12 protein-coding genes and 1 riboswitch are annotated in these 15,468 nt (G+C 64.8%); of the genes, 5 read left to right on the top strand and 7 right to left on the bottom strand.

The annotated features are described in order from the left end of the window. Positions 1-260: 260 nt before the first annotated feature. Positions 261-1,124 carry an RNA polymerase factor sigma-32 gene (locus tag AC56QP_RS21125; protein WP_497100377.1) on the top strand — a complete coding sequence of 288 codons (864 nt, stop codon included), beginning with the start codon at positions 261-263 and terminating at the stop codon, positions 1,122-1,124. Between the two features lie 42 nt (positions 1,125-1,166). Here AC56QP_RS21125 and AC56QP_RS21120 read toward each other — a convergent pair whose 3' ends face one another. From AC56QP_RS21120 to thiB, 4 genes are all read right to left on the bottom strand, one after another. Continuing rightward, on the bottom strand, positions 1,167-2,636 hold the full coding sequence (locus AC56QP_RS21120; RefSeq protein ID WP_489858220.1) for a M48 family metalloprotease: 1,470 nt from the start codon (positions 2,634-2,636) through the stop codon (positions 1,167-1,169). 258 nt (positions 2,637-2,894) lie between these two features. Beyond that, positions 2,895-3,677, bottom strand: a complete 783-nt coding sequence (gene thiQ / locus AC56QP_RS21115) for a thiamine ABC transporter ATP-binding protein (RefSeq protein WP_489858221.1) — start codon at positions 3,675-3,677, stop codon at positions 2,895-2,897. Further along, complete coding sequence (thiP, locus tag AC56QP_RS21110) at positions 3,670-5,295, bottom strand: thiamine/thiamine pyrophosphate ABC transporter permease (protein ID WP_489858222.1); 1,626 nt, start codon at positions 5,293-5,295, stop codon at positions 3,670-3,672. The genes thiQ and thiP overlap by 8 nt, the downstream gene beginning before the upstream one ends. A 257-nt stretch (positions 5,296-5,552) precedes the next feature. Then, positions 5,553-6,551, bottom strand: a complete 999-nt coding sequence (gene thiB / locus AC56QP_RS21105) for a thiamine ABC transporter substrate binding subunit (RefSeq protein WP_489858223.1) — start codon at positions 6,549-6,551, stop codon at positions 5,553-5,555. Between the two features lie 43 nt (positions 6,552-6,594). Continuing rightward, positions 6,595-6,709: riboswitch (TPP riboswitch) on the bottom strand. A gap of 88 nt (positions 6,710-6,797) precedes the next feature. On the opposite strand from thiB, the gene AC56QP_RS21100 reads away from it, so the two are divergent. The 3 genes from AC56QP_RS21100 to AC56QP_RS21090 all read left to right on the top strand — a co-directional run bounded on the left by AC56QP_RS21100 (position 6,798) and on the right by AC56QP_RS21090 (position 9,523). Further along, on the top strand, positions 6,798-7,442 hold the full coding sequence (locus AC56QP_RS21100; RefSeq protein ID WP_489858224.1) for a thiamine diphosphokinase: 645 nt from the start codon (positions 6,798-6,800) through the stop codon (positions 7,440-7,442). 1 nt (position 7,443) lies between these two features. Beyond that, entirely contained in the window at positions 7,444-9,264 is a 1,821-nt protein-coding gene (locus AC56QP_RS21095) for an ABC-F family ATP-binding cassette domain-containing protein (protein WP_489858225.1), read from the top strand. Between the two features lie 97 nt (positions 9,265-9,361). Beyond that, positions 9,362-9,523 carry a type II toxin-antitoxin system CcdA family antitoxin gene (locus tag AC56QP_RS21090; protein WP_489858226.1) on the top strand — a complete coding sequence of 54 codons (162 nt, stop codon included), beginning with the start codon at positions 9,362-9,364 and terminating at the stop codon, positions 9,521-9,523. Positions 9,524-9,598: 75 nt separating this feature from the next. Here AC56QP_RS21090 and AC56QP_RS21085 read toward each other — a convergent pair whose 3' ends face one another. Next, positions 9,599-11,266, bottom strand: coding sequence for a hypothetical protein (locus tag AC56QP_RS21085; RefSeq protein ID WP_489858227.1), 1,668 nt, complete (start codon positions 11,264-11,266; stop codon positions 9,599-9,601). Positions 11,267-11,341: 75 nt separating this feature from the next. After that, positions 11,342-12,640, bottom strand: a complete 1,299-nt coding sequence (locus AC56QP_RS21080) for an adenylosuccinate synthase (RefSeq protein ID WP_489858228.1) — start codon at positions 12,638-12,640, stop codon at positions 11,342-11,344. A gap of 213 nt (positions 12,641-12,853) precedes the next feature. On the opposite strand from AC56QP_RS21080, the gene AC56QP_RS21075 reads away from it, so the two are divergent. Beyond that, entirely contained in the window at positions 12,854-13,765 is a 912-nt protein-coding gene (locus AC56QP_RS21075) for a DMT family transporter (protein ID WP_489858229.1), read from the top strand. A gap of 55 nt (positions 13,766-13,820) precedes the next feature. Here the strand turns inward: AC56QP_RS21075 and serA are convergent, their stop codons facing one another. Then, positions 13,821-15,422: a phosphoglycerate dehydrogenase gene (gene serA / locus AC56QP_RS21070; protein ID WP_256752721.1), complete on the bottom strand. Its 1,602-nt coding sequence runs from the start codon at positions 15,420-15,422 to the stop codon at positions 13,821-13,823. Positions 15,423-15,468 lie beyond the last annotated feature (46 nt).

The raw sequence follows: 15,468 nt of genomic DNA, 5'->3' as shown, positions 1-15,468 counted from the left end.
GACGAAAAAATAAGGAACAGGATTTCAAAAACAATGGGTTTCTGAAACCAGATTCTCTAGATGGCCTTTTCCAGCGGCGATTGACGCCCTTGTCGGTCAGCGCCGACGCCTCTCAGGCACCACGATCCGCCTCGCAACAGCCACGGAACCATTCCCGCGCATGGCACGTTCTGGGTTTCTAGGGCACGACGCCGCCATTTCAACCCGGCGCCTGGCCAAACTTGCAAGTCATCCGTATCGCCTGAGCCAGGGAGCGCCTCATGATGGAAGACACAGCAGGACGAATCATGGTCCGCGCGGCAATGAAGGCGCCCTATCTCGAACGTGACGAGGAGCATCGGCTCGCATTGCGCTGGAAGGAGGACAACGACCAGAACGCGCTGCACAGCATCACCGTTGCCCATATGCGGCTGGTCATTTCCATGGCTTCCAAATTCCGCCACTACGGTCTGCCGCTTGGCGATCTGATCCAGGAGGGTCATGTCGGGCTGCTCGAAGCGGCGGCTCGCTTCGAGCCGGAGCGCGAAGTGCGGTTCTCGACCTACGCCACCTGGTGGATCCGCGCCTCGATGCAGGACTACATCCTGCGCAACTGGTCGATCGTGCGTGGCGGCACCAGCTCGGCGCAGAAGGCGTTGTTCTTCAATCTGCGGCGCCTGCGTGCCCGTCTGGCGAATGGCGCCGAACCGCTGTCCAATGCGACGCTGTACCGGGAAGTGTCGGCCGCGCTCGGCGTCTCCGAAGCCGATGTCGCCATGATGGATTCACGGCTGTCGGCGCCCGACTCCTCGCTCAACATGCCGCTGGCCGACGATGGGGGTGCCACCGAGCGCATGGATTTCCTGGTCTCGGACGATCCGCTGCCCGACGAGGTCGCCGGCGACACGATCGATGTCGAGCGCCGTTTGGTCTGGCTCAGAGCAGCGCTTGGCGCGCTCAACGCGCGCGAACTGAGGATCATCGAGGAGCGCCGGCTGAGTGACGAGGGGGCGACGCTCGAGGCGCTCGGCGAGACGCTCGGCATTTCCAAGGAGCGCGTCCGCCAGATCGAGGCCCGCGCCATGGAAAAGCTCAAGGTGGCGCTGGTGAAGCAGAACCCGGAATTTCTGGCGACTGCCGCTTGAAGCCGTAGGGCGCATCAGCGCCCGGCGGCTTGCAACGAACGCTTACTTGTCAGTGACGATCTTGACCTTGTCGCCGGCCGAAACCGCGGCGCCCGGCGACAGCGCATTGAGCACGCGGAACAGGTCGAGCTTGCGGTCGACGCCGACCATCTGGGCCGAAAGCGAACCCATCGTCTGTCCCGGCTGGACCGTGACGACGCGGATATGCAGCGGCTTCAACGCCGCCTTTTCGGCAGCACTGAGGATACGGAACGAGCCGCTCACCGAACGCGCCACGGTGTCCAGCGAGGTGCTGGCCGAGGGTGCCGCGGTCAGCAGCCGATAGACCTGGCCGCCGGCACGGATCACCGCGATGTCGAACTGCCAGCCTTCGGCGCCGGCATGCGCGGTCGCCGCCTCGTTGCCGTTGATCGTTTCCTGCTTGACGCTGCTGTCGTCGAGACCGGCCACCCAGCCGCTGCGGATATAGTCGGTCAGCGCGCGGTTCTTGTCGATCGAGACGCCATCGAAGCGGATCGCGATGTCGCCCGGCCCGGTTGCCGTCACCGCGGCCGCCGAATTGTCGATAATGAAGCCCTCGGGTACCGAGAAGGACACGCCGAGGCCCGGATGCAGGAAGGTCTCGCCGCGCACATAGCCTTCTTCGGGTGTGTCGCCATAAAGCAGGCCGTCTATGCCGGCGAGGAAGGAATCGCGGTCGCGGGTGCCAAAGCCGGGCGCGCCGAACTGGCGGGCATGGCGCTGCGCCAGATCGATGCGCTGCGGCGTGTTGGGATGCGTCGCCAGGAAGTCGAGGCTGGCGTCGGTGGCACCGCTGATCGAGCGGAAGTCGGTATAAGCCGACATCGACTGCAGGAAGCGGCCGGCGGCGAAAGGATCGTAACCGGCTTCGCCGATCGACTTGATGCCGATGGCGTCGGCCTCCAGCTCCTGGTTGCGCGAGAACTGCGCGAGTCTCAGCTTGCCGCGGATCAGCGCCGCTTTGGCGGTCGGGCTGTCGCCGAGCACATCCGAGACGACCTTGGTCGCGAGGCCTTCCTCGGCCTCCAACTGCTGGCGCTGCAAGCCGTGGTTGGCGGTGACGTGGCCCATCTCATGCGCGATGACCGCCGCAAGCTCGGCCGAATCATTGGCCAGCGCCAGCAGGCCACGGGTGATGTAGAGATAGCCGCCCGGCAACGCGAAAGCGTTGACGTTGGGCGAATTCAGGATGGTGATGCGATAGGTCTGCGTCGGATTGGCCGACACCACGGTCAAGTTGCCGACCACCTTGGCGACCATGCGCTCGAGCTTGGGGTCGGAATATTCGCCGCCATAGGTGGCCAGGATGCGCGGATGCTGCGCCTTGGCCAGTTCGGCAAGCTTGTTGTTGGCGCCGACATTGTCGACGGTGATCGGCCTGTCGGACGGCTGGAAGCCGGATTCCTGCACTTCCGGAGGCGTGAACATCTGGCAGCTGGCCAGCGCCACGGCAAAGCCGGCCAGTGCCAAAAAGCGCGCCAGCGGATTCATTCGTAATCTGTTAACGCCGATCGCCAGAACGGCTTCCTTTCAGGTCCCGGCGCATGACCACGAAAATCGGGGGCGATCTTCGGAACGTGTCACGCGCAAAAAACAAACTGCTACAGTATCCGTCGTGCGTCCTTCCGGACGGCGGCGAATGCTGTAGGCAAATCACGGCCAGTGCCGGACCAGTAGCGCGGACCTAGCCACACTACCCCAGTCATGGCAAGCAAGCGCCGCATCGCCTGAATCCGGTTTGGCCGTAAATTATGTCCGCTTCCGGGCAACATCTCGTGATACGGCATCCCTGCCGCTTGCACCGACATAGCGCCGGAACACGTCCGGACCAGCCCCGGCAAAGAAATCTTCCGCCCTGCCGGTCGCCGCCACCACGCCATTGTCCAGGAACACCACGTGCTGACCGATACGGCGGGCATCCTCGGGCTGGTGCGTGACGAACAGCACCGTCATGCCGCGTTCGGCGTGCACAGCGGCGATGAGGTCGAGCATGTCATCGCGCAAGGCCGGCCCGAGCGAAGCGAAGGGTTCGTCGAGCAGGAGCACCGGACGATCGCGCACCATCACGCGAGCCAGTGCGACGCGCTGGCGTTCACCCCCGGAGAGTTCGCGCGGCAGGCGTCTTTCCTTGCCGGCGAGGCCGGTGCGCTCCAGCGCCTCGGCGATGGCGGTCTGATCAGCCTCGGTCAGCCGTAGGGATGGCGAACGGCCGAGCCCGACATTCTGCTCGACGGAAAGATGGGCGAAAAGGTTGTTTTCCTGGAACACCATCGACACCGGCCGCGCCGAAGGCGGCTCGGCACAGACATCGGCGCCGCCGATCAGCACGCGGCCGGACAGTGGCATCTCGAACCCGGCGATCAGATTGAGCAGCGTCGACTTGCCGGAACCGCTCGGCCCCATGATGGCGGTGACTTTCGCCGTGGCGAAATCGACATCGAAGAAGAGCGGCGCTTCGCCATAGCTGAACGACACCTTGTCCAGCCGCACCGAAGCGCCTTTTTCAAGCCCGCTAGCCGCCCCGTCAGGCATCCCGGATCTTCTCCCTTCCCAGCCAGTGCGCCGCCATGATCAATGCGAGGCAGACGAGGCCGAGCAGCAGCGCCAGGCCGGCGGCGTCCTCGGTGCGGTAGCTGCCCATGCGCGCCAGGAGAAGGTAGGGCAATGTCTGCACGGAATCACTGCCAAACAGCGCGATGACGCCGAGATCGCCGAGCGACAGCGCCATGGCAAAAGCGAAAGCAGTCGCGAGCGGCCGCCGCAGCGACGGCCAGTCGACCAGAATGAGCCGGTTCCAGCCCGCAATGCCGAGCTGGTCACAGAGCCGTTCGTGGCGCTCGCTTGCCGCATCATAGGCGGGACGGACAGCGCGCAGCGCGAACGGCATTGCCATCACGGCGTTGACGGTGACGACCATGACCGGGGCGATGGCGAAGACATCGCCGACATGACGCAGCAACAGGAACCAGCCGGCGCCGATGACGACCGGCGGCACGACGAGGACAAAACCGGCGCCGGTATCGGTGGCATGTTCGAGCAGTGTCCTTGCGCCGGCACGGCGAGCCAGCGCCAGCGCCCGGCGTGCCATGGTCAGCGCCAGCGACAGCATCACTGAAAGCAGGGCTGACAGGAAGGCGAGCACCACACTGGTCAGCGTCGCCTTTCGCACGGCGGCCTCACCGGCCAGCCGGCCGAGATCGGCGCCGAGCCCGGCCATCACCGTCGCCGCCATCGGCCCGACAACGAACACCAGCGCAAGCACGATCAGCACGATGTTCAGCGAGGTCTCGGTCCCGCTGACGGAAAGATAGCGGCGCGGCGCGACCGGCAGGTTGGTGTCGCCGACGGCGTTGGCACCGAGCCGCGCCAGCGCCAGCGCCACGACAAAGGTCAACGCGATCTGCAGCAATGTCAGCGTGACGGCCCGCGCGGGATCGAAGTCGAAGCGCAGCGCCTGATAGATGCCGACTTCGAGTGTCGTCGCGGCCGGGCCGCCGCCAAGCGTCAGCACGATCGTGAAGGATGTGATGCAGAGCATGAAGACAAGCCCGGCAACCCCTGGCAGGGATGCCCGCAGCGTCGGCCATTCGATCAGCCGGTATGCCGGCCGGGCTCCCATGCCGAGCTGGCTCGCCAGCCGCCATTGGTCGGCCGGGATGGTCTGCAGCGCCTCGAGGAACAGCCTTGTCGCCAGCGGCAGGTTGAAGAAGACGTGCGCCACGAGAATGCCCGACAGGCCATAGATGCCCGGCCAGTGTCCACCACCGATCATCGTGAGCGCGCCGGCGAAATAGCCGGCGCGGCCATAGAGAGCGAGGATGCCGAGAGCCGCGACGATGGCCGGCAGCGCCAACGGCACGGCGAAAAGCTGCAGGATGAAGGCGCGGCCGAGGAAACGTGGATGGCGCGACAGGGCGCGCGCCACGAACAGTGCCGGGCCGACGGAAAGCAGCGTCGAAAGTGCCGCCTGCCAGAGCGTGAAGCGGACGACGCGCAGGAGATAGGGATCGAAGGCTGCCCATGCGCCGGAAAAGTCATGGGCGCCTTCGAAGAGCAGGCCGGCAAACGCGCCGCCGATCAGCAGCGCGATTGCGGCAAGCGCGACAATGCCGGCGGTGATGCGGGGATCGGTCGGATGACGCGTATGCATGTCGCGCTACCCAACGCCGCAACGGGTGCTGATCGAAATGATTTCTTGGCTCGGCTCGAGTTCCCGCCCACCCCCCTCTGTCCTTCCGGACATCTCCCCCGCAAGGAGAGAGATTGCGCGTTCCACCGCCTGGGCCAATCTGCAAAGTGGCAGGAATGAGCGAGGCGAAAGAGCTGCCAATCTCCCTCCTTGCGGGGGAGATGGCCGGCAGGCCAGAGGGGGGTGGCTTGGCATAAACATCCGACGAGGTTTGAACCCTATTTGCTCATCACCGCCAGCCATTCATCGACCCAGGCCTTGCGGTTGGCCGCGACCTCCTCCGGGCTGAACAGCAAGGTCTTGGTCGGCTTGACCAGTTTGTCGAAGGCCGGGTTGAGCGGCTTGTCGGTCTTGCCGGCGGGGAACATCCAGTTGGTCTCGGGGATGGCGTCCTGGAATTTCGGTCCGGTCATGAAGGTCATGAACTTTTCCGCCAGCGGATTTTTCGCGCCTGTCGTGGTGATGCCGGCAACCTCGATCTGCAGGTACTCGCCCTCCTCGAAGGACGCCGCCTGGTAGCGCTCGGTGTTCTCGGCGACCATATGGTAGGCCGGCGAGGTGGTGTAGGACAGCACCATCGGCGCCTCGCCCTTGGTGAACAGGCCATAGGCTTCGCTCCAGCCCGGCGTCACGGTCAGCACCTTCGCCTTGAGCTTGGCCCAGGCCTCCGGCGCCTTGTCGCCATAGACCGACTTCACCCACAACAGCAGGCCGAGGCCCGGAGTCGAGGTGCGCGGATCCTGGATGACGATTTTGTCGTCGGCGCTGCCCTCGACCAGGTCCTTCAGGCTCTTGGGCGGTGTCTTAAGCTTCTCGGTGTCGTAGACGACGGCGAAATAGCCATAGTCGAACGGCACGAAGGTGTCGTCGCTCCAGCCGCCCGGCACGCTGATGTCCGCCACCGCGCCATGCGGCGCGAACAGGCCGGTGGCCTTGGCATCGGCGGTTAGATTGGTGTCGAGGCCAAGCACGATATCGGCCTTGGTCGATGCCCCTTCCAGCTTGACGCGGTTGAGCAGCGCCACGCCATCGGCGACCGAAACGAAGTCGACATCGCAGCCGCATTCGGCTTCGAATTCCTTCTTCACCACCGGACCGGGCCCCCAGTCGGCGGTGAAGCTCTCATAAGTGTAGATGGTGAGCTTGTCCTTGGCCAAGGCCGGCCCGGACAGCACCACGACCATTGCCGAGACAAGAGAGTATAAAAGCGTGCGCATCGGCGCCTCCTTCGTTCGAATTGAAAGGAATTGAGGCGTCGGACTGTCCGAAACGTCTAATCCCTCCGCCGGTACAAACCGGATCAGGTTCAGCGGGTTGGCGAGACTGCCTCTCAGCCGGTCCGCGAAGATCGCGTCCGGCACCCCGTTAGAGCGTTTCGACACATAGGCCCGGCCGACGAACCGCGCAAGTGGGAGTCTGCCGGCCTTCCGTTTCCGTTGCCGGGCTGGTAAGGGCCACAAGATATGAGCACATTCACCATCCTGCTTGGCGGCGATCTCATCCGCACGCCCCGGCTCGACCGCCAGGTCGAGGGTTCCCGCGTGATCGCCGCCGACGCCGGCATCGGTCATGCGCGGCTGCTCGGCCTTGTCCCGGAACTGTGGGTGGGTGATTTCGATTCGGTGCCGGCCAATCTGCCGGATGCTCTCGCCGCGGTGCCCCGCCGGACCTTTCCGGCGGAGAAGGACAAGACCGACGGCGAACTGGCGATCGCCGCCGCGTTTGAACGCGGCGCGACCAGCCTGGTGCTCGCCGGCGCTTTTGGCGGCAAGCGCGCCGACCACGCCTTCCTGCATATGGCGCTTGGCCTGCGGCTGGCCGAAGCCGGGACCGAGGTGCTTCTGACCAGCGGCGCCCAGGAAGCTGTCCCCCTGCTGTACGGAACGGCTGGCTTCGACTATGCCGACGGCACGCTGTTTTCGGTGCTCGGCTTTTCCGAGCTTGCCGGCCTGACCGTCACGGGCGCCAAATGGCCGCTGAACCACGTGAAGGTGGCGTTCGGCTCGTCGCTGACCATTTCCAACGAGGTCAAGGGCCGCCTCGGAATCGCCCTGGACCATGGCCGCGCGATGCTGCTCGCTCACCCCTATCCATTACCCGAAAGCTGATATGGCCCCGCCCCTTCTCAATCTCGACGGGATAAAACTGACCTTCGGCGGCACGCCGCTGCTCGATGGTGCCACCTTGACGGCTTCCGCCGGGGACAAGATCGCGCTAGTCGGCCGCAACGGCTCCGGCAAGTCGACGCTGCTCAAGATCGCCGCCGGCCTGATCGAGCCGCAGGACGGCGAGGTTTTCCGCCAGCCTTCGGCGACCGTCCGCTATTTGCCGCAGATGCCCGACATGGAGGGTTTCGCGACGGTCCGCGCCTATGTCGAGGCGGGGCTTGGTCCTGCCGACGATCCCTACCGCGCCAGCTATTTGATGGAGCATCTCGGTCTCACGGGCGAGGAGCGGCCGAACGATCTTTCCGGCGGTGAGGCCAGGCGGGCGGCCCTTGCCCGCGTCATGGCGCCGGAGCCCGACATCCTGCTGCTTGATGAGCCGACCAACCATCTCGATCTGTCGGTCATCGAATGGCTGGAAGAGGAGCTCGTCCGCACCTCCTCGGCACTGGTCGTCATCTCGCACGACCGCCGCTTCCTCGAGCGCGTATCGCGCGCCACCGTCTGGCTCGATCGCGGCCAGACCCGCAGGCTGGACAAGGGTTTCGGCCACTTCGAGGAATGGCGCGACCAGGTACTGGAAGAGGAAGAACGCGAGCAGCACAAGCTCGGCCGCCAGATCGTGCGCGAAGAACACTGGCTGCGCTATGGCGTGACGGCGCGGCGCAAGCGCAACATGCGCCGGCTTGGCGAGTTGCAGACCATGCGCCAGCGCTTCCGCGGCCATCGCGGCGCCGAAGGTTCGGCCACCATGGTGGCGAGCGACGCCGCCGAGTCCGGCAAGCTGGTGATCGAAGCCAGGAATATCGAGAAGAGTTTTGGCGATCTGACCGTGGTCAAGGGGTTTTCGACCCGCATCCAGCGCGGCGATCGCGTCGGCCTGGTCGGGCCGAACGGCGCCGGCAAGACGACGCTGCTGAAGATGCTGACCGGCGAGATGAAGCCCGATGCAGGCTCCGTGCGGCTCGGCACCAATCTTGAAATCGCCACGCTCGACCAGAAGCGCGAGGCGGTCGACCCGCAGGAGACGCTGGCACAGTACCTCACCGACGGGCGCGGCGAGAACCTCGTCATCAATGGCGAACAGCGCCACGTCGTCTCCTACATGAAGGATTTCCTGTTCAAGCCGGAGCAGGCGCGCACGCCGGTGCGCGAGCTTTCCGGCGGCGAACGGGCGCGCCTGCTGCTGGCGCGCGTGCTGGCGCGACCGGCAAACCTTCTGGTGCTCGATGAGCCGACCAACGATCTCGACATGGAGACGCTGGAACTGTTGCAGGAACTGGTCGCCGGTTTTGCCGGCACGGTCATCCTGGTCAGCCATGATCGCGATTTTCTCGACCGCACCGTGACCAGCATCATCGCACCCGACGGCGATGCCCGCTGGATCGAATATGCCGGCGGCTATTCCGACATGCTGGCGCAGCGTGGCGGCACCAGGCTCGACGACCGCAAGGCCCGCGCCAAGGCCGAGGCCGGCGATACGCCAGCACAGGCCAAGAGCGAGGCGGCCGCCCCAAAGGGACCGGCGAAGAAACTGTCGTTCAAGCAGAAATTCGCCCTGGAATCGCTGCCCAAGAAAATCGAGGCGGTGACCGCTTCGATCTCGCGGCTGGAAAACAACATCGCCGATCCGGCCTACTATGAGCGCGATCCGGCCTCGTTCCAGAAGACCATCGCCGCCCTCGACAAGGAGCGCGCGACGCTGGCTGCGCTGGAGGAGGAATGGCTGGAGCTGGAGATGCTGCGCGAGGAAATGGAAGGGTAAAGAGGAGGCAAGCTCCGTGCTTCGGCCGAAATCGAAACCACAGCCAAGACCGGTCAATATACCAATCAGTTCTCAGCTGATCGAAGATGCCAAAGCCTTGGGCATCGACATCTCGCGCGCCGCCGAGGCGGGCATCGCGAAAGCGGTTGCTGCGGAAAAGACGCATCGATGGCAGGAAGAGAACAAGGACACCATTGCAGGCTGGAACGCCTATGTCAGTCGAAATGGGCTGCCCTTAGCCAAGTATCGGCTGTTTTGATACCGCGCCGCAACCTCCAGCCAGCCCTCCGACGGCTTCTGGCGGGGCACCCAACCGCATCCACCAAAAGGCTTCTCAGCCCGCCGTCTTCGCCTGCCAGGCCTTGATCGCCTCGTCGAACACTTTCTCGCCGGGAATGCCCTTTTCCATGGTCAGCAGCGCCCGCCGTCCGGTCTTGTAGACGACCGGCACGTCGATCCAGTCCTGGCCACGCAGCAAGGTCAGATTGGCGTCCTCATCGGCCTTGGTGTCGTTGAGTGCGACGAGGAAGAAGCCGTCGGCGATCTTGGCTGGAATGCCGATCAGCGGACTGCCGGCATCCTGTTCGGAGCTTTTCATGGCGACGCGCAGGATGTTGTCGACGCCGCCGCCCTCGAAGCCGTCGGGCGTCAGGAAGATCATCTCGATGATATGGCTGGCCGGCAGGGTCTGGTCGGTGTTGCGCCGGATGGTCATGCGCAACTGGATGTCCTTGCCGGGAATGGTTGCCTCGGCGCGGATCGCTGGCTCGGGTGGCAGGTCGCCGCCGGGCGATTCCTGCACCAGCGACCACACGATATTGCCCGGCTCCGCCGACCCCTGGGCGGTGCTGGTGCGCTCTTCATAGAAGATCGCCTTCTGGCCGACCGGCAGCGCGGCCTGCGCCGGCGCGGCCGCCGGCGCCGTTGGCGTGGCACCCGCCGGTGCTGGCGGGGCGGCGGCATCGGCCGGCGCCGCCGGTGCGGCTCCGTTGGCAGGTGGTGTCGCAGGCGCGGCGCCCGCCGCCGGCGGCGTCGCAGCCGGTGCGGCAGCGGCCGGCGTGCCGGCGGCCGGTGCGGGAACCGCCGGTGGTGGTGCGGCAGGCGCGTTCGTCGCCGATGGCGGCGTGGTCAGCGCGGCAACCGATTCACCCTCGCCTATGCCGCTCTGTCCAGCGGCCGGGCCGGGATCGACTTCACTGCCCTGCGGCGTCAGCCGTTGCGTGAACTTCGTGCCTTCGGCTTCGGTGCCGCCCGCCGCGGGCGCCGGAGCGGCGGCGTCGGCCGCTGGTTTGGCCGGCGCCGGTTTGACCGGTTCGGTCTTCGCGACCTTGGTACCGTCAAGCCCCAGCATCTTGCTGAAGGCATCCTTGTTGAGCCAGATGCCGTAGCCACCGCCGGCAACGACCAGCAAGACTGCGACGGCAGCGATCAGCCCGCTATAGCTGCGCTTGCGTTCGGCGGGGCGCAGGCGCTGGAAGGTGTCCGACACCGGCTCTTCGTTGCTGGCAAAGACATCGACCTCGTCGTCATCCGCCTCACCGTCCATCCCCGCATGGGTCGCCTCGGCGCGGGAAGGCACGGAAGGGGCCGGCGTCGGCTTTGGCCAGCTTGGCTCGGCCTTGGCTGCAGGCGGCGGCGCTGGCCGGTAAGGCTCCGGTTTGGGGGCGGGAGGCGCCGGCCACGCAGGCTCCGCCTTCACCGGCTGGCGCGTGTGGCTCGGCTGGTTCTTGTTGCGGTCGATGGAGGAAAAGATGTGTTCCAGCTCGGCGAGCGGATCCGTCTCCGGCACGCCCTTGGTATAATCCCGCTCGACACTGGAGATCGCATCTTCCAGACCGCGCTTCTGCTTGGCGGCATCCGACGGTGACAGCGGCGGATCGCGCTGGGCAATCTTCGCTGCGATCGTCGAGCGGGCCTTGTCATAGACCCTCGCCCGCATCTCCGGCGACTGATCGCTGAGGTTGTCTATCGTTTTTTTCAGAACAGCAACGAAATCTGCCATGCTTCAGTCGACCTGTATTTTGTTTCCGCGCCGGCCCCCGCAAATCAGCCGCGATGCCCGGAAAGGCTTCAGAAACTAGTCTTGAAACGGATCGGTCACAAGTATCGTGTCGTCCCGTTCCGGGCTGGTGGAAAGGAGCGCGACGGGTGCGCCGATCAGCTCCTCGATGTAACGGACATACTTGACGGCCTGGGCCGGCAGATCGTTCCAGCTGCGTGCGCCGGCGGTGGTGCCTTTCCAGCCCTCCAGCGTCTCGTAGACCGGTTCGACGCGCGCCTGCGCGCCCTGGCTGGCCGGCAGATAATCGATCATCTCGCCGTCGAGGCGGTAGCCGGTGCAGACCTTGATCTCGTCCAGCCCGTCGAGCACGTCGAGCTTGGTCAGCGCAATGCCCTTGATGCCGTTGACGGCGACGGCCTGGCGCACCAGCACCGCGTCGAACCAGCCGCAGCGGCGCTTGCGGCCGGTGACGACGCCGAATTCATGGCCGCGCGTGCCGAGGAACTCGCCGATCTCATTCCTCTGCTCGGTCGGAAACGGACCTTCGCCGACGCGTGTCGTGTAGGCCTTGGTGATGCCGAGCACATAGCCGATGGCACCCGGGCCGACGCCGGAACCGGCGGCCGCCTGGCCGGCGACCGTGTTGGATGAAGTGACAAAGGGATAGGTGCCGTGGTCGATATCGAGCAGCGTGCCTTGCGCGCCCTCGAACAGGATGCGCTCGCCAGCGCGGCGCTTGTCGTCGAGGATTTTCCAGACGCGGTCCATATAGGGCAGGATCTCGGCCGCGACCGAGGTCAGCTCATGCATGATCGCGTCATGCGTGACTTCGGCATGGCCGAGCCCCCGGCGCAGCGCATTGTGGTGCGTCAGCAGCCTGTCGACCTTCAAGGGCAGCGTGTCCAAATCCGCCAGATCCATCACCCGAACCGCGCGCCGGCCCACCTTGTCCTCGTAGGCGGGACCGATGCCACGGCGCGTCGTGCCAATCTTCGTTCCGGAATTGGAGGCGGCGTCCTCGCGGAAGCCGTCCAGTTCCCGGTGCAGCGACAGGATAAGCGCTGTGTTTTCGGCTATTTTCAGGCGATCCGGCGTCACTTCGACACCTTGTGCCTTGAGCTTCGCCACTTCGGCGACGAAAGCGTGCGGGTCGAAGACGACGCCATTGCCGATGATGGACAGTTTGCCCTGGCGCACGACGCCCGACGGCAACAGCGACAGCTTGTAGACCTTGCCGTCGACGACCAGCGTGTGGCCGGCATTGTGACCGCCCTGGAAACGCACCACGACATCGGCACGCTCCGACAGCCAGTCGACGATCTTGCCCTTGCCTTCGTCGCCCCACTGCGAGCCGACGACCACCACATTGGCCATGTTTCTTTTCCCTTGAGACGCCGCCAAGCGGCTTGAATATGGTTCGAAACGACAGGCCTCTATAACGTCAAGACCTCACGAGCGCGACCTTTCTTTGCCGCCGAAAATGCCCTGAGGCACAACAATTTTCGGCTTTGACATCATTTACTTGGGCGAGCGCGGGCAATAGGCCGGCAAACACCGCAATTCACCTCCGGCGGCCGGAATCCCGCGATGCATCGAAGCGCCTACATATTCCTGCTGTTGACCACCTTGCTGTGGGGCGGCAATTCGGTGGCCGGCAAGCTGGCGGTCGATCACGTCTCGCCGATGACGCTCGTCTTCCTGCGCTGGGTGCTGGCGGTGCTGATCATGCTGCCGATCGGCCTTCAGACGATACGGAAGGACTGGCCGGTGGTGCGCAAGCACTGGTTCGTCCTGGCCGCGCTTGGCGCCAGCGGCTTCACCTTGTTCAACACCATTTTCTACACGGCGCTCAACTACACGACGGCGATCAACGTCTCGATCGAGCAGGCGGCGATGCCGATCCTGATCATCGTCGCCAATTTCGTGTTCTTCCGCTTGCGCGTGAACTGGGCGCAGATCGCCGGCGTCGTGCTGACCATTGCCGGCGTGATCCTGACCGCCTGCCACGGCGATCCGCGCCGGCTGCTGACGCTGGAGCTCAATTTCGGCGACGCCATCATGCTGGTCGCCGTGCTTCTCTACAGCGGCTATTCGGTCGGGTTGCGGCTGAAGCCGGTAATGCACTGGCAGAGCCTGATGCTGGCCATGTCGATCGCCGCGCTCATCACCTCGCTGCCCTTTTTCTTGTGGGAGATCGCCGCCGGCAAGGTCATCGTGCCCGACGCGCGCGGCTGGACAGTGATCGTCTATACCGCGATCGGCGCTTCGGTCATCTCGCAGATCTTCTATATCAGGGGCAACGAACTGATCGGCGCCAACCGCGCCGGCCTGTTCATCAATCTGGTGCCGATCTTCGGCACGCTGCTTTCCGTGCTCATCGTCGGCGAGACGTTCCAGATCTATCAGGCATTGGCGCTGGTGCTCGTGCTGGGCGGCATCGGGCTTGCCGAATACAGCGGCCGGAAGATGGCGCACCTGGCATCGGCCAGAACAGGCTGAACATAAAAAAGGCGCGGACCACGCCGCGCCTTTCGATCTTCCATGGCAAGTCCGGTCACATCGCGTTGACGTCGAACTGCAGCCGCTTGGCCGAATCGATCGACTTGTGCGCCTTGACCTGCTCCAGCACATTCTCCGGGAACGGTGCGTCGAGATAGAGCAACGCGATGGCGTCGCCGCCCGGCCGGTTGCGGCCAAGCTGGAAGTTGGCGATGTTGACACCGTTCTCACCGCAGACCGTGCCCAGCAGGCCGATGATGCCGGGGGCGTCGGCATTGGTCGTGTAGAGCATGTGCTGGCCAACCTCGGCGTCGAGATTGATGCCCTTGATCTGGATGAAGCGCGGCTTGCCATCAGAGAAGCAGGTGCCGGCGATCGAGCGCGTCATGTGCTCGGTCGTGACCGTCAGCTTGATGTAGCCGTCGAACACGCCCGACTTGTCGCGCTTGACCTCGGCGACGATGATGCCGCGTTCCTTCACCATGATCGGCGCCGACACCATGTTGACGTCGGAGACCTGCGGCCGGATCAGCCCGGCAAGGGCGGCGCTGATCAGCGCGCGAGTGTTCATCGTCGCGGTCGAGCCGTCGAACAGGATCTCCACCTCCTTGATCGGATCCTCGGTAACCTGGCCGACAAAGGCGCCGAGCACTTCGGCGAGCTTGACGAAGGGTTTGAGCCGCGGCGCTTCCTCGGCGGTGATCGACGGCATGTTGATGGCGTTGGAGACAGCGCCCTTGATCAGATAGTCGGCCATCTGCTCGGCGACCTGCAGCGCGACATTCTCTTGCGCCTCGGCGGTCGAGGCGCCGAGATGCGGCGTCGCCACCACATTTTCCATGCCGAACAATTCATTGTTCTCGGCCGGTTCGACTTCGAACACGTCGATGCCGGCGCCCGCCACCTTGCCGCTCTTCAACGCCGCGACCAGGTCGGCCTCGACGATGAGTCCGCCACGGGCGCAGTTGATGATGCGCACGCCGTTCTTCATCTTGGCGATTGCTGCGGCATCGATGATGTTGCGCGTCTTGTCGGTCAGCGGCGTGTGCAGCGTGATGAAGTCCGCGCGGGCAAAGAGCTCCTCCAATTCCACCTTGTCGACACCGAGCTCCTCGGCGCGCTTGTCCGACAGGAACGGGTCGAAGGCAATGACGTGCATCTTCAGGCCGACGCCGCGCGTGGCGACGATCGAGCCGATGTTGCCGCAGCCGATGACGCCCAGCGTCTTGCCGGTAATCTCGACACCCATGAAGCGGTTCTTCTCCCACTTGCCGGCATGGGTCGAGGCGTTGGCCTCCGGGATCTGGCGGGCAAGCGCGAAGATCATCGCGACCGCATGTTCGGCGGTGGTGATCGAATTGCCGAAGGGCGTATTCATCACGATGATACCCTTGCGGCTCGCCGCCGGGATATCGACATTGTCGACGCCGATGCCGGCGCGGCCGATGACCTTGAGCCTGGTGGCCGCATTGATCAGCTTCTCGGTGACTTTCGTCGCCGAGCGGATGGCGAGGCCATCATACTGCCCGATCACTTCGAGCAGCTTTTCCTTGTCCTTGCCGAGATCGGGCAGGTAGTCGACCTCGACGCCGCGATCCTTGAAGATCTGCACGGCGGTGGGAGAGAGTTTATCCGAGACGAGAACGCGGGGCGCCATGGCGGCCTCCTTCAAAATGGGATTTGATCCGTTAGGGATCGGCGGC

Source organism: Mesorhizobium sp. RCAM 05104, assembly GCF_059683645.1.
This window is presented reverse-complemented; position numbering and strand designations above follow the sequence as displayed.

Bases quoted from the DNA above. Each gene is read 5' to 3' on its own strand.
- AC56QP_RS21100 (WP_489858224.1), top strand. From the start codon at position 6,798: ATGAGCACATTCACCATCCTGCTTGGCGGCGATCTCATCCGCACGCCC.
- thiP (WP_489858222.1), bottom strand. From the start codon at position 5,295: ATGCATACGCGTCATCCGACCGATCCCCGCATCACCGCCGGCATTGTC.
- AC56QP_RS21125 (WP_497100377.1), top strand. From the start codon at position 261: ATGATGGAAGACACAGCAGGACGAATCATGGTCCGCGCGGCAATGAAG.
- AC56QP_RS21120 (WP_489858220.1), bottom strand. From the start codon at position 2,636: ATGAATCCGCTGGCGCGCTTTTTGGCACTGGCCGGCTTTGCCGTGGCG.
- AC56QP_RS21085 (WP_489858227.1), bottom strand. From the start codon at position 11,266: ATGGCAGATTTCGTTGCTGTTCTGAAAAAAACGATAGACAACCTCAGC.
- serA (WP_256752721.1), bottom strand. From the start codon at position 15,422: ATGGCGCCCCGCGTTCTCGTCTCGGATAAACTCTCTCCCACCGCCGTG.
- AC56QP_RS21095 (WP_489858225.1), top strand. From the start codon at position 7,444: ATGGCCCCGCCCCTTCTCAATCTCGACGGGATAAAACTGACCTTCGGC.
- thiQ (WP_489858221.1), bottom strand. From the start codon at position 3,677: ATGCCTGACGGGGCGGCTAGCGGGCTTGAAAAAGGCGCTTCGGTGCGG.
- AC56QP_RS21080 (WP_489858228.1), bottom strand. From the start codon at position 12,640: ATGGCCAATGTGGTGGTCGTCGGCTCGCAGTGGGGCGACGAAGGCAAG.
- AC56QP_RS21075 (WP_489858229.1), top strand. From the start codon at position 12,854: ATGCATCGAAGCGCCTACATATTCCTGCTGTTGACCACCTTGCTGTGG.
- thiB (WP_489858223.1), bottom strand. From the start codon at position 6,551: ATGCGCACGCTTTTATACTCTCTTGTCTCGGCAATGGTCGTGGTGCTG.